Consider the following 21,143-nt stretch of genomic DNA (forward strand, 5'->3'; position numbering starts at 1 on the left):
CAGGAGTGATTTTTATGGATAAGTACACCGGAAAAAGGCTTGACGGGCGCTATGAAATACATGAACTGATCGGTTCCGGCGGAATGGCGCTGGTTTACCGTGCATACGACGAGATTGACGACCGTACGGTCGCCATTAAAATATTAAAAGATGAATTTTTAGGCAATGAGGAGTTTATACGGCGTTTTAAAAATGAATCCAAGGCCATTGCGGTCTTGTCCCATCCGAATATCGTGAAAGTTTACGACGTCAGTTTTGGCGACCGCATTCAGTATATTGTCGAAGAATATATCGACGGAATCACATTAAAGGAATATCTTGACCAGCAAAAGGAGGTTAAATGGAAGGAAGCCATCCATTTTACCATCCAGATTCTGCGCGCGCTTCAGCACGCCCATGAAAAGGGCATTGTTCACCGCGATATCAAACCGCAGAATATCATGCTTTTACAGGACGGAACCATTAAGGTGACGGACTTTGGCATTGCGCGCTTTTCAAGAAGTGAAACGCGCACCATGACCGATAAAGCGATCGGTTCCGTGCATTATATCGCGCCCGAACAGGCGAGAGGGGATTTAACGGACGAAAAGGCCGATATCTATTCCGTCGGCGTCATGCTTTACGAAATGATCACCGGACAACTTCCCTTTGAGGCGGACAGCGCCGTTTCCGTTGCGATTATGCAGCTCCAGGCGGACCCGAAACCGCCGAAAGAAATTAACCCCAATATTCCGGACGGCCTTGAGGAAATCACCCTGAAAGCGATGCAGAAAAACCCGGTGCAAAGGTATCAGTCGGCGGCCGAAATGCTTCGTGATATTGAAGAATTCCGGAGAAATCCGAGCATCCGTTTTCAATATAAATATTTTATTGATGAAAAGCCGACAAAATACATTGACGCCATCAACACGGTAAAAGGAACCGAACAGCCGGTTTATAACGATAATTATGAATACGAAGAGGAGCCGGTCCGGAATCCGAAAAAGAAAAAGAAGTCGACGGCTTCTCTTGTAATAACCGGAATCGCCGCTGCGTTTCTGATTGTAGCGGTCGGTTTTGGATTGGCAGCCCTTCTTCACAGTTGCAGCAGCGGGCCGCAGGACGTGCCGCTGCCGAACTTTGTCGGACATAACTATGACGATGTGAAAAATAATCCGGCGTACAAGAACTTCAAGTTCATAACCGAGACCAAAAACGACTCGTCGCAAAAGGCGGGCACCATTCTCGGCCAGAATCCGAAAGCCGGAACAGTCGTGAAATCCAATTCGGACGTCACCCTGACCATCAATGCCGGCGGTAAAATGGTTACGATACCCGACCTTACAAACAAAACACAGGATGAAGCGGTAAGTAATCTGCAGCAATTGAATCTTACGTACGATGTTCTGCCGGTTGAGGATGCAAATGTAACCAAAGGTTATGTACAGAATACCGATCCTCCCGCCGGAACGCAGGTTGCGGAAGGCTCCAAGGTCAGCGTGTATGTAAGCACCGGAAGCGGGGGGGAGAAGGTAGCGGTACCTGCCATTATCGACGAAACACTGGACGCCGCGAAGAAAGATATTGCCGCGGCCGGACTGACGGTTGGCAAAATCACCACAAAAGACGATACCGGCAAGCCGAAAGATACCGTTATTGAAACCACGCCGCTGCCGGGAGTACAGGTTGCAAAAGGCAGTTCCGTTTCGATTGTTGTCAGCTCCGGAAACAAATCGGAAAAATCAATCGATATCTTTGTCCATCTTCCGAAAAACGTTACGCATGACATCAATCTGAAAGCCTATCTCGGAAATGAACTGCAAACGGAGAAAACCGTGAATCCGTCCTACAATGACGTATGCCAGCTCACCTTTACCGGAACGAGCGGAAAGAAGCAGCTGACCATTCAGCTGGACGGAAATAAGTATCAGGTGTACACTCTTGATTTCGACGCGGGCACGTTTAAACAGGACGAAAGCTATCCTTATACGGAAAACAGCAGTGCGAGTGAATCGGTAAGCGGGCCGATCACTCCTGCCGACTGATATGCATATGAATCATTTAAACGGTATTATTGTAAAAGGGATTGGCGGCTTTTATTATGTGGAAGCCGCCGATACTCTCTATGAATGCAAAGCCCGGGGGTTGTTCCGTAAGAAGAAAGTGACGCCTTATGTAGGCGATCATGTTGTTATTCGTCTGGAAGACGACGGGACAAGCACGATCGAGGAAATCCTGCCGCGTAAAAATTTCCTCATCCGCCCGCCGATCGCCAATATTGACCAGCTTATTCTGGTTGTATCGGTCTGCGAACCTTCTCCGAGTACGCTGATTATGGATAAGACCATTGCGGCGGCGGAAGAAAAGGGGATCGAACCGGTTCTTGTCATATCCAAAACCGATTTACAGGACTGCGAATGGCTGATGGATATCTACCGGACTACGGGTATTCCGCTGCTTACGATCTCCTCCGTTACCGGCGAGGGCGTTGACGCGGTTCAGAAACGGCTCCGGGGGAAAATCTCCGCGTTTACCGGCAACTCCGGCGTGGGAAAAACTTCCCTCCTCAATCAGATCGACAGCAGGCTCCATCTTCAAACCGGCGAAATCAGCCAGAAACTCGGACGCGGCCGGCATACAACAAGGCAGGTGGATTTGCTGAAACTGAGCAAGGAGACCTATGTTGCGGACACGCCCGGGTTTTCCGCCATCAGTCTGGAACGGTGCGACCTTATTAAAAAAGAAAGGCTTCCCTATTGCTTTCGCGAATTTATTCCTTTTTTAAATCAATGTAAATTTACAACCTGTTCGCATACCTGTGAAAAAGGCTGCGCCGTATTACAGGCTGTGGAAGACGGCATCATCAGTAAATCCCGCCACGAAAGCTACGTAGCAATGTATCAGGAAGTGAAGGATTTAAAGGAATGGAACCTCAAATAAAAAAATGTATTATTATCGGCTCTGCGCCCGGAAGCCGTATTCCGGACGGCATCGACTTCGATAACTCTTATGTAATCTGCGCCGACGGCGGACTGGATATTGCAAACCAGAACCATATTGTTCCGGACTTGTTAATCGGCGATTTCGATTCTGTAAAAGGGGACTTGCCACGGGACGTTGAAACCATCCGGCTTCAAAGGGAAAAAGATGATACGGACATGATGGCGGCCATACGGGAAGCCCTGCAAAGGGGATATAACGAATTTACCCTTCTTTGCTCCGTCGGCGGACGCATGGACCACTCCTACGCAAACCTCTGCGCTTTGCAGTATCTTGTTTCGCAGGGATGCCGGGCGGAAATTGCGGAGGATAAATGCCGTGTATTTCTTTTAAACGGAGGCAGGTTAACCCTGCGCGATTTAAAGGGCAGTACGGTATCGGTATTCCCGTTCGGTTCCGCTTTTTGCACCGTCAGTTATGTGGGAATGAAGTACCCGCTCCGAGACGCCTGCATTTCCTCGGTAAACCCGATCGGAATCAGCAATATAATCCTTACGAACCGGGCGCAGGTGATTGTTCACAGCGGATACGCCCTAATTTTTTTACTTTCATAAGTGAACCAAATTCTTCATGGATGAATATACTGGGATATAGGAAACGATAAAGTACTATTCTAAAATGATGGTTGGTGACGGCGGTGAGCTGCAATTGCGGAAGAAATAGGTGCCCAACAGGACAATTAGCGGTTGCTTTCGGGCTCGGTCTGGCTGTCTCTTGTTTTTGCCCAACGGGATTAATCCTGTTCATAGTAGCGATCATACTGATCGTATTAGGGGTCACACTTTTAAGGTGTGGAACATAATGGGAGGTCTTTATTATGAAAGTAGTCGTTGTCAGGAGCTCCAAATTCTGGGGATTTGTACTTAGAAAGGTATTCCATATTAAAAAAGAAGAATAAACAATGAATGCCGGCTGCTGTAGCAGCCGGTAATTTTTTGCGCTGTTGAGCATAAATCGTACAAGATTAGAATAACAATTAGGTAGAAACAGGAAAAGGAGAGAGCCCTATGGATTATATGCTTAGCCGTGAGGCATTGGCAGCGAATGAAATGATTTATGACGGCTGCCAGGAGCAGCCGGTAGATCTTGACATTAACCTGCCGGATTACTGCCCCGATATACAACGCATATTAAAATGTCAGGTTTATCCCCGCATTGCTTCCCGCAGTATTACGGGAGACCGGCTGGAGCTCGACGGAAATTATACGCTCAACATACTTTACCTTGATTCCGGTGGCATGGCCGTTCGCTGCTATGAAAGCAACCAGTCTTTTTCCACTGTCATTAATTTGAAGCAAAATGCTGATAACGCGCAGATTCATGCGTTTACCCGTGTAGAATATATCAACTGCCGCGCAACCAGTCCCCGCCGGCTCGATATTCACGGATCGTTTTCCGTATGCGCCAAAGTGACCGCCCAAATGGAAAATGAAGTGGTTTCGAATATTGACGGCGAAGGGGTCGAACAGCAAAAAAACAAGGTCGCGCTGAACAAAGTAGCCGGATTCAAGCAGCAGCAATTTAACGTTGACGAAGTTTTGGAGCTTGGGCAGGGAAAACCCGCCGCCGATAACATCGTGCGGACGGACGCCTTTGCTACCGTGCAGGATTACAGCGCCGTCGCCAATAAGCTGATGGTGAAAGGCGAAGTCTGTATTAAATTCGTATATTCGTCCGCCGACGACGAAATGGCCCTTGAAGTCATGGAATACGCAATCCCGTTCAGTGAATTGCTGGACTGCGACGGGATAAGCGAAAACTGTGCCTATAATGTCCAACTCAGCGTAGCCGGATTGGACGCACAGATTAAAAACGATTATTCCGGCGATCAGACGTATTTCGAAGTGAACGCAAAAGTACTTGCCAGCGCCACGGCTTTTGAAAATACGGAAGTAAACCTTGTATCGGACGCTTATTCGAAGCTGTGTGAAATGAATATCAATTACAAGCAGAAAGCGATCGATAACCTGCTTGAATTTGTGAACGACACCTATATTCATAAAGCAACGGTTCCGCTCGATGACACGCCTGTTTCGAAAGTCATTGATATCTGGAATGAAATGAACACGGTTTCCGCCGACTATGTAAACGGAGAAATCCAGTACAAAGGCAAAATGAATGTCTGCGTTCTGGCTCGGAACACGGAAAACAAGCCCGTCTATTTTGAGCGTATGCTGGATTTTGATTATTCCCGCCCCTACCCCGGAGCGGACAACACCAAATGTACCGCAACCATGACGGTAGCCGGTATAAGCTACCGTATTACAGGCAGCGGAATCGATGTGAAGGCCGAATTAAAGTTGAATACGGGAGTATACAACCAACTGAACCTCAAAGTCATAACGGACGTTACAGCCGATGAAACCAAACCCAGGGCGCAGGACAAATCCGCAGCGCTCAGTATATACTACGCGGATGCAGGCGAGAACCTTTGGAACATTGCACGGGAATACGGCACCTCCGTTGATGCGATTAAGCTGGAAAATGATCTTGCCGGTGATTTCGTTGAGAACAGGGGGATGCTGCTGATCCCAATGTGAGTTTTACAAGGTAAACCGCTCATAAAAAAATTCTCTGCCTGAGGGGGAGGTAAAATGGAAGAACGCAATATTTACAGTGATATTTCCCAGCGTACAAACGGCGACATTTACATAGGGGTGGTAGGACCGGTTCGAACCGGAAAATCCACTTTTATAAAAAAATTCATGGACGCCGTTGTAATTCCCAATATGGAGTCCAATTACAGGCGCGACCGGGCAATTGACGAAATGCCGCAGTCTGCCGCAGGCCGCACAATTATGACAACGGAGCCGAAATTTATTCCGGAGCAGGCCGTAACAGTGAAAGTCGACGACAGCGCCACCTTCTCGGTGCGCATGATCGACTGCGTCGGCTACATCGTTCCAAGCGCGCTCGGCTACATCGAGGATGATATGCCCCGGATGGTCATGACGCCGTGGTATCAGGAGCCGATTCCCTTTAATATGGCCGCGGAGCTCGGCACGAAAAAGGTGATCACCGAGCATTCGACAATCGGCCTGGTGATTACAACCGACGGCAGTATCAGCGACATTCCCCGCGAAGAGTACGAAGAAGCGGAGGAAAGGGTCGTCAATGAGCTGAAGGAAATCAATAAGCCGTTTATCGTCCTGTTGAACTGTACGGAGCCGAGATCCAATTCCGCGGCAAACCTGTCGGCGCAGCTTCAGGAGAAATACGGGGTTCCCGTCCTTCCAACCAACTGTCTGGAACTCGAAGAAGCGGAAATCCGCAATATCCTTTCCAAAGTTTTGTTTGAGTTCCCGGTAAAATCCATCAAGATTGAAATGCCGCGCTGGATTTCGAGCCTTGAAAAAAACCATTGGCTGCGTTCCGCCGTTTACGGTACGATCCAGAATTCAGCTTCGAAGATTTCCAGAATCCGCGAGGTCGGTTCGATCATCGATGATATTAAAAATTGCGAATTTGTCAGCGGGGCCAATACGATATCCATTGATTTGGGAACCGGGTGCGCCCGATTATCCGTATCCCTGAATCAGAATCTTTTCTATAAAATTCTGGGTGAAAAAACAGGAATTGAAATCGAGGATGAAGGCAGTCTGCTGGACAACATCCTGAAGCTTGCGAAAATCAAAGAGCAGTTCGACCGGATTAAAGACGCCTATCAGGATGTTCAGGAAAACGGATACGGCATTGTTATGCCGAATATGGAAGAGCTTTCGCTTGAGGAGCCGGAAATCATCAAACAAGGCGGCAAGTACGGCATCCGCCTGAAAGCGGCCGCGCCGTCCATCCATATGATGAAAACAAGGATTACCGCGGAACTGACGCCGATTGTCGGGTCCGAGCAGCAGTCACAGGAGCTGATTACCTATCTTCTCAAAGAATTTGAAGAAAGTCCGTCCAAAATATGGGAATCCAATATTTTCGGCAAGAGTCTGCACGAGCTGGTGAATGAGGGGCTTCACAATAAATTATACCGTATGCCTACGGATGCACGTGATAAAGTACGCGAAACGATTGAGCGCATTATTAATGAAGGCTGCAACGGCCTGATATGCATTATTTTGTAGTACGGAAAAATGATTCGGTTAAAACGAACCGAATCATTTTTTTGTTGATAAATCTGTCACAACCCCTTATAATATAAGTATATTGAAACTCTGAAAGTAAGGAAGTGTATTCATGTTTAAGATTGTCGAAAAGCGCATATTGAATGACTCTATGACTTTGATGGCAGTTGAAGCGCCATATATTGCAAAAAAGGCGAAAGCTGGCCAATTCATTATATTGCGCGTAAATGAATTTGGGGAAAGGATTCCTTTAACCGTCGCGGATTACGACCGGGAAAAGGGAACCATCACCATCATTTATCAAAAGGTCGGGAAAACCACCCTGATGCTTGATCAGTTAAATGTGGGCGATGAGATTCTTGATTTTATCGGGCCTCTGGGAAAAGCTACCGAGCTGGAAGGCTATAAAAACGTAGCGGTAATCGGCGGCGGCGCGGGCTGCGCAATCGCTTATCCGCAGGCAAAAGCACTGCATAGCATGGGTACGAAGGTTGATATGATCGCCGGTTTCCGCAGTAAGGATATTATTATCCTGGAAGACGAGATGAAGGCGGCAAGCGATCGTCTGATGATTACCACGGATGACGGCTCCAACGGCAACAAGGGCTTTGTAACCGACGCTCTTCGCAAAAATATTGAAGAAGGCACAAAGTATGATCTGGTGATTGCAATCGGGCCGCTCGTCATGATGCGTGCAATCTGCAATCTTACAAAGGAATACAATATTAAAACGTTAATCAGCATGAACCCCATCATGATTGACGGCACCGGCATGTGCGGCGGCTGCAGACTCACCGTCGGCGGCAAAACCAAATTCGCCTGTGTGGACGGACCGGACTTCGACGGTCACGAGGTTGATTTTGATGAGGCGATTAAACGGTCAAGAACCTATGCCGATTTGGAAAAAGAAGCGACACGCGAATATAACTGTCGTTTGATGGAGGGTGCGAACAATGCCTAATATGTCACCAGTAAAAACGCCGATGCCGGAACAGGAGCCGAACATCCGCAATAAGAACTTTGAAGAGGTTTCCCTCGGCTATACGGACGAAATGGCTGTTCAGGAAGCCCAGAGATGCTTAAACTGCAAAAACAAACCCTGTGTAAACGGATGCCCCGTAAGCGTTCGTATTCCTGAATTTATTAAATGCGTTTCCGAAGGCGATATGGAAGGCGCTTATAAATTAATTAAGTCCACAAACTCCCTTCCGGCCGTTTGCGGACGTGTCTGCCCGCAGGAATCCCAGTGCGAGCAGAAATGCGTGCGCGGTATTAAGGGCGAACCGGTTGGAATCGGCCGCCTGGAGCGTTATGTAGCCGACTGGCACATGAAGCACGGCGCTCCGGAAAAGTTTGAAGTAAAATCCAACGGCCACAAGGTCGCCGTAATCGGCGCCGGCCCCGCCGGACTGACCTGCGCCGGGGACCTCGCTTCCATGGGCTATTCCGTAACGGTTTATGAGGCTCTGCATACCGCCGGCGGCGTGTTGATGTACGGTATTCCGCAGTTCCGTCTTCCGAAGGAAATTGTTCAGAAGGAAATCGACGCGCTGAAGGAAAAGGGTGTTGAAATTCAGACCGATATGGTAATGGGCAAGGTGCTTTCCGTGGACGAGCTGTTTGAAATGGGCTTTGAGGCCATTTTCATCGGGACGGGCGCGGGCCTGCCAAGCTTTATGAATATCCCCGGCGAAGGCCTGGTCGGCACTTACTCTGCCAATGAATTTTTAACCAGAGTAAACCTGATGAAAGCGTACCTTGACGGATATGACACGCCGATTATCCGCCCGAAGAACGTCGCTGTCGTGGGCGGCGGCAACGTTGCAATGGACGCCGCAAGAACGGCAAAGCGGCTGGGCGCGGAAAATGTATATATTGTTTACCGCCGCGCCGAAGAGCAGATGCCTGCGCGTAAGGAAGAAATTCACCACGCCAAGGAAGAAGGAATCATCTTCAACCTCCTGCGCAATCCCGTTGCGATCCACGGCGACGAAAACGGCAGGGTAAAGGCAATTGAATGCATCGAAATGGAACTGGGTGAACCGGATGCTTCCGGCAGACGCAAGCCGGTTGCCAAGGAAGGCTCGAATTTTGAAATCCCGGTTGACTGTGTGGTTATGGCAATCGGAAATTCGCCGAACCCGCTGATCCGTTCCACAACGGAGGGCTTGGAAGCGAACAGCCACGGATGTATTGTCGTAGACGATGCCACGATGGCAACCACCCGCGAAGGCGTTTACGCCGCGGGAGACGCCGTCAGCGGCGCCGCAACGGTTATTCTGGCGATGGGCGGCGGAAAAGAAGCCGCGCGTTCCATTGACGAATATATCAAGTCGAAAGAATCCAAATAATCCCTAACCGCCGCTTCATGCGGCGGTTTTTTGTTTGTCCCGTCATCTTCTGTATTTCTCGTTCATATGATTATTGGGGACAGAAATCATAAAGGAGGAATAACATTGGGTGAGTATAATGAAAACGGCTATGAAAATAGAGAGAAAAGGCAAAGCAAAAAGGCAAAAATCGTCAGCACGCGGCTTTTAACGATCATTCAGATCACCGTGTGTTCCGTTGTCCTGTTGACCGTCGTTTTCATACGACTGTTCGGCGGGAATGCGTACATGGCTGTAAAAAATTGGTATCGGCAGAATCTTAATAATTCGATCGTGGCCGAAGAGGATATCGAAAATATCAAGCATTCGGTCGTGGAGTTTTTCCCTCCGGTTTCCAGTTTACTGCCGAATTCCGGCACATCGTCCGCAGCAAGTGAACAGCCTAAGAGCAGCCGTAGCATAGCTTCTCAAGCGGCCTCCCAGCAGCCGTCCGGCTCTCCGGCAGATTCTGCTTCCCAAAAAGCCGGATGATTTCCTTCACAATTCATAACTGCCGTATTACCGTCGGCTTTCTGTTTCTGGCCGTTTTCACTGTATTTTTACTGTACGATACCAGTAATACGGCTGTGTTCTGGATCCTGGCGGCAGCGGTTCACGAAGCCGGACATATTCTCGTTATGCATGCATACGGCGCCGCGCCTGTACAAATGAAATTTACGCCGTTTGGAATCGACATCATCAAACCGCCGCAGCTTTGCAGGGGATACGGACGTGACGCGCTGATTTCCCTCGCCGGCCCGGGGGCGAATTTCGTCTGCGTTTTGCTGTGTTATTTATTCAATAATAAAATTTATTCGAGTTTTCTTTTCGCCAACCTTGTTTTGGCGGTATTTAACCTGCTGCCGATTGAACCGCTGGACGGCGGTCAGGCGCTCTATTCCATTCTCTGCGCGAAATACCGGTCGGATCAGTCGCTGAAAATTGTTTCCGTCACTTCCTTTATCGTTGTAACGCCTCTTGCAATCGTCGGCTTTTTGGTTCTCTTTCGGTCCCGCGGCAACTATTCCTTGTTTGCCGTATGTGTTTATTTGATCTTCCTCCTTCTTTTTAAAAAGGGAAGATATGAATGATTTGCAATATTTGCTTCCGGGCTGTATAATAATAAAACATATGCTGCGCGGAGGTTGCAATGATTACAAAAAAGATAGAAAAGCTGCTTGCCAATGTTCAAAAGCCCGGCCGTTACGTCGGCGGGGAACTGAACAGCGTGATAAAGCAGCGGGACGAAGTTGACGTCCGGTTTGCGTTCTGTTTTCCCGATATTTACGAGGTCGGCATGTCGCATCTGGGCATGAAAATATTATACAGTCAATTAAACACCCTGCCGTACGTCTGGTGCGAGCGGGTTTTTGCTCCATGGACGGATATGGAAGAGCAGATGCGAAAGAACCATGTTCCGCTTTACGCTTTGGAAAGCGGGGACGGCATTGCAGGTTTTGATTTCATCGCTTTTACGCTTCAATATGAGTTAAGCTATACAAATATATTAAATATGCTCGATCTGGCCGGAATCCCGCTCAAGGCAAGTGACCGGCACGGCCTTTCCCCGCTCGTAGTAGCCGGGGGGCCCTGCACCTGCAATTCCGAACCGCTCGCCGATTTCTTTGATTTGTTTTTTATCGGAGAAGGGGAAGAAGTTGACGGTGAAGTTATCGAGCTTTACAGAGAATACAAAAAGCAAAACCGTCCCAAAGAAGAATTCCTGATTGCCGCGGCAAAGATTCCGGGCGTATATGTTCCTTCCTTATATACCATCACCTATCACGATGACGGTACCGTAAAGGCAATTACCCCCAAATGCGGCGCTCCGGAAACGATAAAAAAACGGGTCATGATGGATATGGACAAGTCTTATTTTCCGGACAAGTTCGTCGTTCCCTATATCGAAATTGTTCACGACCGGACGGTGGCGGAGGTTTTGCGCGGCTGTATCCGCGGATGCCGGTTCTGTCAAGCCGGATTCCTTTACAGGCCTTTCCGGGAAAAATCAGTCGGTGTAATTGACAAACAGTGCCACGATCTTTGCGACAATACTGGTTATGATGAAATTTCACTGTCATCGCTCAGTACAAGCGATTACTCCCAAATCAACGAATTGCTGGATCAGCTTTTAACGTGGACGAAAGCAGAGAAAACCGGCGTATCCCTTCCTTCCTTACGAGTTGACAATTTTTCAACGGAGCTGATGTCGAAGATTAAGTCGGTTCGCCGAAGCGGCCTGACCTTTGCGCCGGAAGCCGGCACCCAGCGTTTAAGGGATGTCATCAATAAAAACGTAACGGAAGAAGACCTTTTTAAGACGGTGAATACCGCTTTCAAGGGCGGATGGACCACGATTAAACTGTATTTCATTATCGGATTGCCGACGGAAACATTGGATGACGTCGCGGGGATTGCGGAACTGGGGCAGAAGGTTGTGGACGCTTTTTATGAAAATCCGGACAAGCCGAAGGGGAAAAGCGTAAAAGTGACCGTCAGCGCTTCCTCCTTTGTTCCGAAGCCTTTTACGCCTTTTCAATGGGAGCCGCAGGACACGATCGAAACCTTGCATCAGAAACAGCGGCATTTGATTTCTTCCGTAAAAACGCGCAAAGTGGAGCCGAGCTGGCACGACGCGGATGTCAGCTTTCTGGAAGCGGTTTTCGCGCGCGGAGACCGCCGTCTTTGCGATGTGCTGCTTGAAGCACATAAAGCCGGCTGTAAAATGGACGGCTGGCAGGATTGTTTTTCGCTCGCAAAATGGCTCGAGGCATTTCAGAAATGCGGAATTGATCCGGCGTTCTATGCGAACCGGAGAAGAAGCTTTGATGAAGTTCTTCCCTGGGACCACATTGACTGCGGGGTTAAAAAATCGTTTCTGATTGATGAATGCAAAAGGGCGTATGCCGATCAGACCACGCCCAACTGCCGCGAACAGTGTTCCTCCTGCGGCGCAGCCTGCTTTAAAGGAGGAATCTGTTTTGAAAAACGTCCGAATCTGGTTTAAAAAGATTGGAACAGCCCGCTTCATTTCGCATCTGGACCTGAACCGCTGTATGCTGCGGGCCATTCATAAAGCAAAAATTCCGCTGTGGTACACACAGGGATATAATCCTCACGCGTTTATTACGTTTGCCCTGCCGCTTTCCCTTGGCATTGCCGGGGAACGGGAATGCATGGATATCCGGCTGGAGGATAATGAACTGACCCGGGAGGAATTGATTAACCGGCTGAATGCGGCGCTTCCGGACGATATCCCCGTATTTGATGCAACCGAACCGGTGATGAAACCGGGAGAAATCGCCTACGCTTCCTTTATCATGGAGCTGGAGCCGGAGAATCTCAGCGCAGAAGATGCGGTTTCCCAAATCAAGGGGATGCTTGGGCAGGAAAATATCATCGTGCCGAAACATACAAAAAACGGAATCATTGATCTGGACATAAAGCCGTATCTGGGAAAGACGGAGGCTGCGCCGAAAAACGGGTTGGTTGAAATGCAAACCGTACTCCCGGCCGGCAGCACCATGAATGTGAATCCTTCTCTTATCTGCGACGCAGTGAAAAAATATTTGAATCTGGATTTTTATGCGGATATAACGAGAATCAATATCTATAACGCTGATTTTCGGATATTTGAATAACTGTAAAATAGTTATTGCGCTTTTTGGTGTATTGTGGTATGATATATAGGCATTTGGATACCGCCGATGTTTCATTGGTGGGGTTCAATGCCCGGTTTTTACCGCGACATTGAAGCGGGCAGTCCTCTGCTGCTCTGCAGCATGAATGTCTGAATTATAAGGAGGATTTATTCCATGGATGCATTGAAGATGATTGCACAGGATTCCGTAAAACAGGAAATGCCTGAATTTGAAGTAGGCGATACCGTAAAGGTAAACGTAAACATCAGAGAAGGCGACAGAGAAAGAATTCAGGTTTTTGAGGGTACCGTTACCGCTCGTAAGGGCAGCGGCATTTCCGAAACCTTCACGGTAAGACGCGTTTCTTACGGCGTTGGTGTTGAAAGAGTATTCCCGATTCATTCTCCAAATGTCAAGAGCGTCGACATCGTCCGCAAGGGCCGTGTACGCAGAGCAAAGCTTTACTACCTGCGCGACAGAGTCGGCAAGGCGGCAAAAGTAAAAGAGCAGATCAGATAATTCGTTTGATCAATGATTTTAAGGGACATGTATGTGTCCCTTTTTTGCTATTATCCTTTGATCTTAATGAAAAGAGGTGGCGTTTTTTGAATTCCAATACAACCTCGGAAACTCCGGAAGTACCCGCTAAACCGTCAAAAAGCGATTTTATTTTAAGCTGCTATGAATGGGTGGAAGCATTAATACCCGCGCTGGTGATCATCATGGTTTTATTTACTTTTCTTTTCCGTGTTATCACCGTTAACGGCCCTTCCATGATGCCGAATCTGAAAAACGGTTACAAGGTTCTGGTTTCCTGCACGGACAGAAAGCTTACCCGCGGGGATATTGTGGTGATGGATGGACGGGGTACTTCTCTCCATGAAATCATCATTAAAAGGGTCATTGCCACCGAAGGGCAAACCGTCAATATTGATTTTAATACGGGAGTCGTATCGGTAAACGGCGTTCCGCTGGACGAATCCGCTTACATTGAAAATGGAATTACCAAAAATCAATATGATCTTTCTTTCCCGCAGACTGTTCCTCCGGGACATGTTTTTGTGCTGGGCGATAACCGCAGGGTTTCCGACGACAGCCGTTCCAGCGACGTCGGTATGATTGACCAGCGGTATGTTATCGGCAAAGTGCAGTTTATATTAATGAAAACTGAAAAGGCAGGCAAACTATAAGGCTGAATCCTTTACATATAAAGGAGCTGTTTCTCCGTTGAACCATCAACACATCCAAATATACTACACAAAACCGGCGTCTCAAAAGCTGACAGGCAGCTTTACGGCGAACTGCTATGAATGGATAGAAGCGTTTATCACTTCCCTGATTGCCGTGGTCATTCTGTTTACTTTCTTTTTCAGGGTGGTAAATGTAAGCGGGCCTTCGATGCTTCCCACTTTGAAATCCAACGACAGGGTAGTCCTTTCAAGCTGTTTTTACAAGCCCCACCGGGGCGATATCGTCGTTATTACTCACACGCAGAAGCTGAAGGAGCCGATCATCAAACGAGTAATTGCCCTTGAAAACCAAAAAGTAGATATTAATTTTGAAACCGGCGTCGTATCGGTGGACGGTGTTCCGCTCGATGAATCCGCCTACATTCAAAACGGTATTACAAATCAGCCCACGGATTATCAATTTCCGCTGACCGTTCCCGCGGGGCATGTTTTTGTTCTTGGGGACAACCGCGGCGTATCAAACGACAGCCGCTTCAGCGAAGTGGGCATGATCGACGAAAGATATATTCTTGGAAAAGCGGAAATGGTGGTATTTCCATTTAACCGGCTTGGAAAGATAAAGTAAAATAAAAAGTTTCAGTTTAGGGATGAAAAAATGAGCGAAGCACAAACAATACAATGGTTTCCCGGTCATATGACCCGAACAAAAAGGCAAATTGAAAAAAGTTTAAAGCTGGTTGACGCGGCTGCGGAAATTGTGGACGCAAGAATACCGGTCAGCAGCCGCAATCCGGATTTGAACCAGCTGATTCAGAATAAACCGCGGGTTATCCTGTTAAATAAAAGCGATATGGCCGATCCGGTTCAAACCGCGCGGTGGATTGATTATTATAAACAAAACGGCGTACACGCAATTGCCATCGACTGCCGCAGCGGCAGGGGATTGAACGGTTTTATACCGCTTGTGAAAGAGGTATTGAGCGACCGCATCGCCGCGTGGGAAGCGAAAGGCATGGTGGGCCGGCAGATTCGGGTGATGGTTGTCGGCATTCCAAACGTCGGCAAATCCTCGCTGATTAACCGCCTTTCAAAAAACAGCAAGGCAAATGTTGAGGACAGGCCGGGTGTTACGAGAGCCAATCAATGGTTCTCCATCGCCAAAGGCTTTGATCTGCTGGACACCCCCGGCGTGCTTTGGCCGAAATTTAACGATAAAATCGTTGGGGAACATCTCGCTTTTACGGGGGCCGTAAAAGACGAGGTGGTCGATACCGAGCATCTCGCGTGCCGTCTGCTTGAAGTTTTGCGTGACAGCTACTCCGATGCCGTAAAACGGCGGTATAAATTGGAGGAAATCGATCTTTCCGAACTCAAAGGGTACGAATTGCTGGAATTGATCGGCAAAAAGCGCGGAATGCTGATTTCCGGCGGCGAGGTGGATACGGAGCGGGCGTCCATCATGATTCTGGATGAATTCCGGAGCGCCAAGCTGGGCCGGATTACATTGGAACAGGTTGGGAAATAAGATGGATTGGTTTGCCTATGAAACAATGGCGCAGGAAAAAGGATATTCCGCTGTTTGCGGCATCGATGAGGCGGGACGCGGCCCTTTAGCCGGCCCGGTGTTCGCCGCCGCCGTTATTCTGCCTTATGGAAAAATGATCGAAGGGCTGAATGACTCCAAAAAACTTAGCGAGAAAAAACGGGAAGCGCTGTTTGAAATCATTAAAGAAACGGCGGTAAGTTATTCGGTTGGATTTGCAACGGAAACGGAAATCGACGAAATCAATATTTTGCAGGCGACTTTTCTTGCCATGAAACGTGCCTGCGACGGATTGGCCGTTCGCCCGGATTTGGCGCTGGTGGACGGCAACCGAATGCCCCGGCTTGGCGTGGCGGCCCATACGATCATAAAGGGAGACGCGCTTTCCGCCAGCATTGCCGCCGCCTCCATTCTGGCGAAAGTCAGCCGTGACCGCCTGATGGTTGAAATCGACCAAATTTATCCGCAATATCAGTTTGCAAAACATAAAGGGTACGGAACCGCGTTACATACAGAACTTCTAAAAGAATACGGGCCGTGTCCGATTCATCGGAAAACCTTTTTAAAGAAAATTTTAGGGGTTGGCGTTCATGAATAACGCTTCCGGGAAAATCGGCGAAGACTATGCCGCAAACCATTTAAAGGATAAGGGATACCGAATTGCCGCGAGGAATTACCATTCCCGTTATGGGGAAATCGATATCATAGCGGAAAACAAGGAATTCATCGTATTTGCCGAAGTGAAAACCCGTGATAAGAATTACGAAGTCAGCCCTCTGGAGGCGGTTTCCCCGGGAAAGCAGAAAAAGATAGGGAAAACCGCCCTTTTGTATTTGCAGTCGAATCCCACGGATTTACAGCCCCGCTTTGACGTTATCGGCATAACGACGGATACGGATTGCAAAATTCTTTCCATAGAGCATATTGAAAACGCATTTCCGGTAAGTGGATTTTATTAAAAGGTTAATTTCTCTCAAAATCTTGGAATTTCCGATGAAAAATGCGTATGTTTTTTATGTTTCTCTTTACAAGCATTTATGATATGATAAAGTCATCAATCGAAAAACAGAAGGGGGAAAAACCTTTGAATTATAAATCCACCCGAAACAGCGGCATCCGCGTCTCCGCTTCCCAGGCAATCGCGCAGGGGATCAGTGCGGAAGGCGGCCTTTTTGTTCCGGAAAATTTTCCGCATTATTCGCATACGGATTTGCTGGAACTTGCAAGATGCGGCTATACGGAACGTGCGGCCTGCATTTTATCCGCGTTTCTTTCGGACTTTACGGCAGAGGAAATTCAGGAATGCGTTACAGCCGCCTATACCAATGGAAAATTCGAAAAGGATATTCCTGCTCCGATTACTTCGTTAAAAAACGGCATGCAAATGCTTGAGCTGTGGCACGGCCCTACCTGCGCCTTTAAAGATATGGCTTTGCAGCTGCTGCCCCATCTTTTGACAAAATCTCTGAAAAAAATCCATTCTTCGAAAACGGCTCTGATTCTCGTCGCTACTTCCGGGGATACAGGAAAAGCAGCGCTCGAAGGCTTTAAAGACGTGGACGGCACGCTGATTCAGGTGTTCTATCCGCAGAACGGCGTAAGCCCCATGCAGAAGCGCCAAATGTGTACACAGGAAGGAAGCAACGTGGCGGTCTGCGCGATCGAAGGAAATTTCGACGATGCACAGACCGGCGTAAAAAGAATCTTTACCGACCCGGAAATCAAGCAGCTTCTGGAACAAAACAAAATTCTGTTCTCCAGCGCGAACTCCATCAACTGGGGCAGGCTTTTGCCTCAGATTGTGTATTATTTTTCCGCATACTGCGATTTGCTTGCAAACGATACAATCAAATGCGCAGGGGAAAAGATCAATGTCGTGGTTCCAACCGGCAATTTCGGGAATATTCTTGCCGCATACTACGCGAAAAAAATGGGATTGCCGGTTCATAAGCTGATCTGCGCGTCCAACTCCAACAATGTACTGACCGAATTTATCAACACGGGCGTTTACAACCGTAAACGGGAGTTCCATACCACCATTTCTCCTTCCATGGATATTCTGGTGTCAAGCAATCTGGAACGCCTGCTTTACGACCTCACCGAAAACGACAGCGAACGGGTCGTGGGCTGGATGAAGGAACTTGCGGCGAACGGCAGATATCAGGTGGGGGACGATGTCCTCTGTCCGCTTCATGAGCTGTTTTACGCGGGCTATTGTGACGATGAGGAAACTAAAGAAGCCATAAAGGAGCTTTATGACTCCGAGCATTACCTTTGTGATACGCATACGGCTGTTGCGGCAAATGTCTATCAGCAATATGTAAAAAACAGCAAGGATACGGAAACGGTATCCGTAATCGTTTCAACCGCCAGTCCCTATAAGTTTGCAGACAGTGTTTTAAGCGCTGTATCCGATCAATATCAAAAGGACGAGCCTGAATTTGACAAAATTCAGAAGCTTTCCGAGCTGACCGGTACGGCGGTTCCGCCGCAGATTGCCGAATTGCAGGCCAAAACGGTTCGCTTCGGCACCATCTGCTCAAGGGAAAACATGAAGGAAATCGTACTGAAAACGGCTAAAATTGAGCCTCAGGCCTGAGAGAGGGAGCTATGTCACTATTTGCTATCGCAGATCTGCACCTGTCCTTGGGCTGTGACAAACCGATGGACGTTTTCCCGGGCTGGCAGAATTACACGGACCGCCTTGAAAAAAACTGGCGCGCCGTGGTCGGCAGGGACGACACCGTCGTGATCGCAGGGGATATCTCGTGGGCAATGAAGCTGGAAGAAGCGATCAATGATTTTTCCTTTATCAATTCTTTGCCCGGCAAAAAACTGATTTTAAAGGGCAATCATGACTACTGGTGGTCCACAAGAAAAAAAATAGAAGATTTTTTAAAGCAGAACGGACTGGACACCATCCGGATCATCCATAATAACGCGGTTATAGTCGGAGAGGTCGCCGTCTGCGGCACGCGCGGATGGCTTTATAACGCGGAAACGGATGAAGATGTGAAGATCGTCAACCGTGAGGTAGGCCGGCTGAACGCGTCCATCGACGACGCGGAGAAACAAGGTGCCAAACCCGTGGTGTTTTTGCATTACCCGCCCGTGTACGACGGAGCGGAGTGCAAAGGGATTCTTGATGTTTTAAAAGAGCGCGGAATCCAAAAATGCTACTTCGGGCATATTCACGGAAGCGAAGCGGCGCGCCGGGCAATTACAGGGGAATATGAAGGGATAAAAATGGTGCTGATTTCCTGCGATTACCTGAACTTTATGCCCGCTTTAGTATAATGAACAAATTTTGAATATTTTATCTTATATATAGAATATTTACCATCCATGTGCTATAATAATTTAGATAATTTGCAATTTGCAGGAGGAAGTAAAAAAATGAGTTTAAAGTCGTCTGATAAGGTTGAGACAAATCGTTACCAGCTTGAGGTAGAGGTAGACGCTGCTATATTTGAGAAAGCACTTGAACAGGCATATCGCAAAGAGAATAAAAAGATCGTAATCCCCGGATTCCGCAAGGGCAAAGCGCCCCGCGCATTCGTTGAAAAATATTATGGCGAGCAGGTTTTCTACGAAGATGCGATCAATACCGTTTACCCCGATGCACTTGATCAAGCGGTTAACGAAGCGAAACTTGAGATGATTGAAGATAAAATCGATTTTGACCTGGTTTCCGCCGGTAAGGAAGGCGTTGTTTTTAAAGCAACCATCACAACAAAGCCGGAAGTGGAAATTGATAACTATAAAGGAATGGCCGTAACGAAGAAGCCGGTTGTCGTAACCGATGAAGACGTTGACGCAGAGATTAAGAAGGTCCAGGAGCGCAACGCCAGAATGATTACCGTTGAAGACCGCGAGGCCCAGAACGACGATATCGTTGTGATTGATTTTGACGGTTCTGTTGACGGCGTCGCTTTCGACGGCGGCAAGGCGGACAATTACAGCCTTACCCTCGGCGCAGGCCAGTTTATCCCGGGCTTTGAGGAGCAGGTTGTAGGCCACAAAACCGGCGATGAATTTGATGTCACTGTAAAGTTCCCGGAAGATTACCATGCGGAAAATCTGGCGGGCAAGGACGCGGTTTTCAAGATCAAGCTGCACGAGATCAAGATGAAAGAACTCCCCGCGGTAGACGATGATTTTGTAAAGGATGTCAGCGATTTCGACTCCCTTGAGAAATATAAGGAAGATATTCGGAAGAGACTGACGGACGCCAAGGAAAGAGCCGCGAAAGATGATGTTGAAAATCAGCTGATCGACAAGCTGGTCGAAAACGTAAAAGCGGAAATTCCGCAGGCGATGTACGAAAACCGCATTAACGAAGATATCCGTGAATTCAGCTATCGTTTGCAGTCTCAGGGCCTGAATCTTGACACCTACCTGAAATATACGGGTATGGACAAGGAAGCTTTCCGCAAACAATTCCAGCCCCAGGCGGAGCGTCAGGTAAAAGTACGCCTTGCACTCGAGCAAATTGCAAAATTGGAAAACATTCATCCGACGGATGAAGAAATCGAAGAAGAATTCGCAAAACTTGCGAAAAGCTATGAAATCGACGCCGAAAAAGTGAAAGCCTTCATTCCGAAGGAAGAGCTTATTAAAGATATCTCTGTTGAGAAAGCCATCAACATGGTACGCGACAGCGCCGTAATTACAGAAGGCACGGAAAAAGCTGAATAAGAAAAGCCAATCCTGCCAATGCTCATTTTATTGTAAGTTTATTGGAGGTACGCAACAATGAGTTTAGTCCCGTATGTCATTGAACAAACGAACCGCGGAGAACGTTCCTACGACATTTTTTCGCGCTTACTGAATGACAGAATCGTGATGCTTACCGAAGAGGTAAACGATACCACCTCCAGTCTGGTGGTTGCGCAGCTTTTATATCTGGAAGGACAGGACCCTTCCAAAGATATTAGCTTATACATTAACAGTCCCGGCGGTTCCGTTACTGCCGGTATGGCGATCTATGACACAATGCAGTATATCAAATGCGACGTATCCACGATTTGCATGGGTATGGCCGCCAGCATGGGAGCTTTCCTTCTCGCCGCAGGCGCAAAAGGAAAGCGTTTCGCCCTTCCGAACAGCGACATTATGATCCATCAGCCGAGCGGCGGCGCGCAGGGGCAGGCAACCGATGTCATGATTCACGCGGATCACATTATTGCCACGAAAAAGAAGCTGAACCAGATTCTTTCCGAGAAAACGGGTCAGCCGCTTGAGGTAATACAAAGGGATACCGAGCGGGATAATTTTATGACTGCGGAAGCCGCCATGCAATACGGCCTGATTGACAAGGTTATTTACAATCGATAGTTGAGGTTGGT

At 48.1% G+C, this 21,143-nt stretch carries 22 protein-coding genes; all 22 read left to right on the plus strand.

Annotation, left to right across the window (positions count from 1 at the left end):
• Positions 1–14 precede the first annotated feature (14 nt).
• The 22 genes from pknB (at position 15) to clpP (ending at position 21,132) form a co-directional block, all read left to right on the plus strand.
• Positions 15–2,024: a Stk1 family PASTA domain-containing Ser/Thr kinase gene (pknB, locus tag OUY18_RS08615; protein ID WP_268058357.1), complete on the plus strand. Its 2,010-nt coding sequence runs from the start codon at positions 15–17 to the stop codon at positions 2,022–2,024.
• Positions 2,025–2,031: 7 nt separating this feature from the next.
• Positions 2,032–2,919, plus strand: a complete 888-nt coding sequence (gene rsgA / locus OUY18_RS08620) for a ribosome small subunit-dependent GTPase A (protein ID WP_268058358.1) — start codon at positions 2,032–2,034, stop codon at positions 2,917–2,919.
• Positions 2,904–3,533: a thiamine diphosphokinase gene (locus OUY18_RS08625; RefSeq protein WP_268058359.1), complete on the plus strand. Its 630-nt coding sequence runs from the start codon at positions 2,904–2,906 to the stop codon at positions 3,531–3,533. The genes rsgA and OUY18_RS08625 overlap by 16 nt, the downstream gene beginning before the upstream one ends.
• A gap of 263 nt (positions 3,534–3,796) precedes the next feature.
• Positions 3,797–3,877, plus strand: coding sequence for a stage V sporulation protein SpoVM (gene spoVM / locus OUY18_RS13880; RefSeq protein ID WP_135659394.1), 81 nt, complete (start codon positions 3,797–3,799; stop codon positions 3,875–3,877).
• 109 nt (positions 3,878–3,986) lie between these two features.
• On the plus strand, positions 3,987–5,519 hold the full coding sequence (locus OUY18_RS08630; RefSeq protein WP_268058360.1) for a DUF3794 and LysM peptidoglycan-binding domain-containing protein: 1,533 nt from the start codon (positions 3,987–3,989) through the stop codon (positions 5,517–5,519).
• A gap of 54 nt (positions 5,520–5,573) precedes the next feature.
• On the plus strand, positions 5,574–7,052 hold the full coding sequence (spoIVA, locus tag OUY18_RS08635) for a stage IV sporulation protein A (protein WP_268058361.1): 1,479 nt from the start codon (positions 5,574–5,576) through the stop codon (positions 7,050–7,052).
• A gap of 112 nt (positions 7,053–7,164) precedes the next feature.
• A complete protein-coding gene (locus tag OUY18_RS08640) occupies positions 7,165–8,013 on the plus strand; it encodes a sulfide/dihydroorotate dehydrogenase-like FAD/NAD-binding protein (RefSeq protein ID WP_268058362.1) in 849 nt (282 codons plus the stop codon).
• Positions 8,006–9,403: an NADPH-dependent glutamate synthase gene (gene gltA, locus OUY18_RS08645; RefSeq protein ID WP_268058363.1), complete on the plus strand. Its 1,398-nt coding sequence runs from the start codon at positions 8,006–8,008 to the stop codon at positions 9,401–9,403. The genes OUY18_RS08640 and gltA overlap by 8 nt, the downstream gene beginning before the upstream one ends.
• Before the next feature lie 105 nt (positions 9,404–9,508).
• Entirely contained in the window at positions 9,509–9,913 is a 405-nt protein-coding gene (locus OUY18_RS08650; RefSeq protein WP_268058364.1) for a hypothetical protein, read from the plus strand.
• Complete coding sequence (locus OUY18_RS08655; RefSeq protein ID WP_268058365.1) at positions 9,910–10,512, plus strand: metalloprotease; 603 nt, start codon at positions 9,910–9,912, stop codon at positions 10,510–10,512. Before OUY18_RS08650 ends, OUY18_RS08655 begins: the two co-directional genes overlap by 4 nt.
• Positions 10,513–10,571: 59 nt before the next feature.
• Positions 10,572–12,428 carry a TIGR03960 family B12-binding radical SAM protein gene (locus tag OUY18_RS08660; RefSeq protein WP_268058366.1) on the plus strand — a complete coding sequence of 619 codons (1,857 nt, stop codon included), beginning with the start codon at positions 10,572–10,574 and terminating at the stop codon, positions 12,426–12,428.
• Positions 12,403–13,062 (plus strand): TIGR03936 family radical SAM-associated protein, encoded by a 660-nt coding sequence (locus tag OUY18_RS08665; protein WP_268058367.1) that lies wholly within the window; start codon positions 12,403–12,405, stop codon positions 13,060–13,062. Before OUY18_RS08660 ends, OUY18_RS08665 begins: the two co-directional genes overlap by 26 nt.
• Positions 13,063–13,236: 174 nt before the next feature.
• Positions 13,237–13,581, plus strand: coding sequence for a 50S ribosomal protein L19 (gene rplS, locus OUY18_RS08670; RefSeq protein ID WP_268058368.1), 345 nt, complete (start codon positions 13,237–13,239; stop codon positions 13,579–13,581).
• Between the two features lie 86 nt (positions 13,582–13,667).
• Positions 13,668–14,252, plus strand: coding sequence for a signal peptidase I (gene lepB, locus OUY18_RS08675; RefSeq protein ID WP_268058369.1), 585 nt, complete (start codon positions 13,668–13,670; stop codon positions 14,250–14,252).
• Positions 14,253–14,289: 37 nt separating this feature from the next.
• Positions 14,290–14,877, plus strand: a complete 588-nt coding sequence (lepB, locus tag OUY18_RS08680) for a signal peptidase I (RefSeq protein ID WP_268058370.1) — start codon at positions 14,290–14,292, stop codon at positions 14,875–14,877.
• Positions 14,878–14,907: 30 nt separating this feature from the next.
• Positions 14,908–15,777 carry a ribosome biogenesis GTPase YlqF gene (ylqF, locus tag OUY18_RS08685; protein WP_268058371.1) on the plus strand — a complete coding sequence of 290 codons (870 nt, stop codon included), beginning with the start codon at positions 14,908–14,910 and terminating at the stop codon, positions 15,775–15,777.
• Position 15,778: 1 nt separating this feature from the next.
• Positions 15,779–16,393, plus strand: a complete 615-nt coding sequence (locus tag OUY18_RS08690; protein ID WP_268058372.1) for a ribonuclease HII — start codon at positions 15,779–15,781, stop codon at positions 16,391–16,393.
• Positions 16,386–16,754 (plus strand): YraN family protein, encoded by a 369-nt coding sequence (locus tag OUY18_RS08695; protein WP_268058373.1) that lies wholly within the window; start codon positions 16,386–16,388, stop codon positions 16,752–16,754. Before OUY18_RS08690 ends, OUY18_RS08695 begins: the two co-directional genes overlap by 8 nt.
• A gap of 125 nt (positions 16,755–16,879) precedes the next feature.
• Positions 16,880–18,394, plus strand: a complete 1,515-nt coding sequence (gene thrC, locus OUY18_RS08700; protein ID WP_268058375.1) for a threonine synthase — start codon at positions 16,880–16,882, stop codon at positions 18,392–18,394.
• A gap of 11 nt (positions 18,395–18,405) precedes the next feature.
• Positions 18,406–19,092: a metallophosphoesterase gene (locus OUY18_RS08705; RefSeq protein WP_268058376.1), complete on the plus strand. Its 687-nt coding sequence runs from the start codon at positions 18,406–18,408 to the stop codon at positions 19,090–19,092.
• Between the two features lie 99 nt (positions 19,093–19,191).
• Complete coding sequence (gene tig, locus OUY18_RS08710) at positions 19,192–20,493, plus strand: trigger factor (protein ID WP_268058377.1); 1,302 nt, start codon at positions 19,192–19,194, stop codon at positions 20,491–20,493.
• Between the two features lie 57 nt (positions 20,494–20,550).
• The gene (clpP, locus tag OUY18_RS08715) at positions 20,551–21,132 is read left to right on the plus strand and encodes an ATP-dependent Clp endopeptidase proteolytic subunit ClpP (protein WP_268058378.1); all 582 of its coding nucleotides are present in this window, start codon (positions 20,551–20,553) and stop codon (positions 21,130–21,132) included.
• The last annotated feature ends 11 nt before the right edge of the window (positions 21,133–21,143 follow it).

Origin of the sequence: Caproiciproducens galactitolivorans (assembly GCF_026672255.1) — a bacterium.
Taxonomy (GTDB): Bacteria; Bacillota; Clostridia; order Oscillospirales; family Acutalibacteraceae; genus Caproiciproducens; species Caproiciproducens galactitolivorans_A.

What these genes read in the sequence shown, in the direction of transcription:
- spoIVA (WP_268058361.1), top strand. Translation starts at nt 5,574, where the DNA reads ATGGAAGAACGCAATATTTACAGTGATATTTCCCAGCGTACAAACGGC.
- gltA (WP_268058363.1), top strand. Translation starts at nt 8,006, where the DNA reads ATGCCTAATATGTCACCAGTAAAAACGCCGATGCCGGAACAGGAGCCG.
- OUY18_RS08640 (WP_268058362.1), top strand. Translation starts at nt 7,165, where the DNA reads ATGTTTAAGATTGTCGAAAAGCGCATATTGAATGACTCTATGACTTTG.
- OUY18_RS08630 (WP_268058360.1), top strand. Translation starts at nt 3,987, where the DNA reads ATGGATTATATGCTTAGCCGTGAGGCATTGGCAGCGAATGAAATGATT.
- OUY18_RS08695 (WP_268058373.1), top strand. Translation starts at nt 16,386, where the DNA reads ATGAATAACGCTTCCGGGAAAATCGGCGAAGACTATGCCGCAAACCAT.
- clpP (WP_268058378.1), top strand. Translation starts at nt 20,551, where the DNA reads ATGAGTTTAGTCCCGTATGTCATTGAACAAACGAACCGCGGAGAACGT.
- OUY18_RS08690 (WP_268058372.1), top strand. Translation starts at nt 15,779, where the DNA reads ATGGATTGGTTTGCCTATGAAACAATGGCGCAGGAAAAAGGATATTCC.
- ylqF (WP_268058371.1), top strand. Translation starts at nt 14,908, where the DNA reads ATGAGCGAAGCACAAACAATACAATGGTTTCCCGGTCATATGACCCGA.
- OUY18_RS08625 (WP_268058359.1), top strand. Translation starts at nt 2,904, where the DNA reads ATGGAACCTCAAATAAAAAAATGTATTATTATCGGCTCTGCGCCCGGA.
- rplS (WP_268058368.1), top strand. Translation starts at nt 13,237, where the DNA reads ATGGATGCATTGAAGATGATTGCACAGGATTCCGTAAAACAGGAAATG.
- OUY18_RS08655 (WP_268058365.1), top strand. Translation starts at nt 9,910, where the DNA reads ATGATTTCCTTCACAATTCATAACTGCCGTATTACCGTCGGCTTTCTG.
- pknB (WP_268058357.1), top strand. Translation starts at nt 15, where the DNA reads ATGGATAAGTACACCGGAAAAAGGCTTGACGGGCGCTATGAAATACAT.
- spoVM (WP_135659394.1), top strand. Translation starts at nt 3,797, where the DNA reads ATGAAAGTAGTCGTTGTCAGGAGCTCCAAATTCTGGGGATTTGTACTT.
- OUY18_RS08660 (WP_268058366.1), top strand. Translation starts at nt 10,572, where the DNA reads ATGATTACAAAAAAGATAGAAAAGCTGCTTGCCAATGTTCAAAAGCCC.
- OUY18_RS08705 (WP_268058376.1), top strand. Translation starts at nt 18,406, where the DNA reads ATGTCACTATTTGCTATCGCAGATCTGCACCTGTCCTTGGGCTGTGAC.
- tig (WP_268058377.1), top strand. Translation starts at nt 19,192, where the DNA reads ATGAGTTTAAAGTCGTCTGATAAGGTTGAGACAAATCGTTACCAGCTT.
- rsgA (WP_268058358.1), top strand. Translation starts at nt 2,032, where the DNA reads ATGAATCATTTAAACGGTATTATTGTAAAAGGGATTGGCGGCTTTTAT.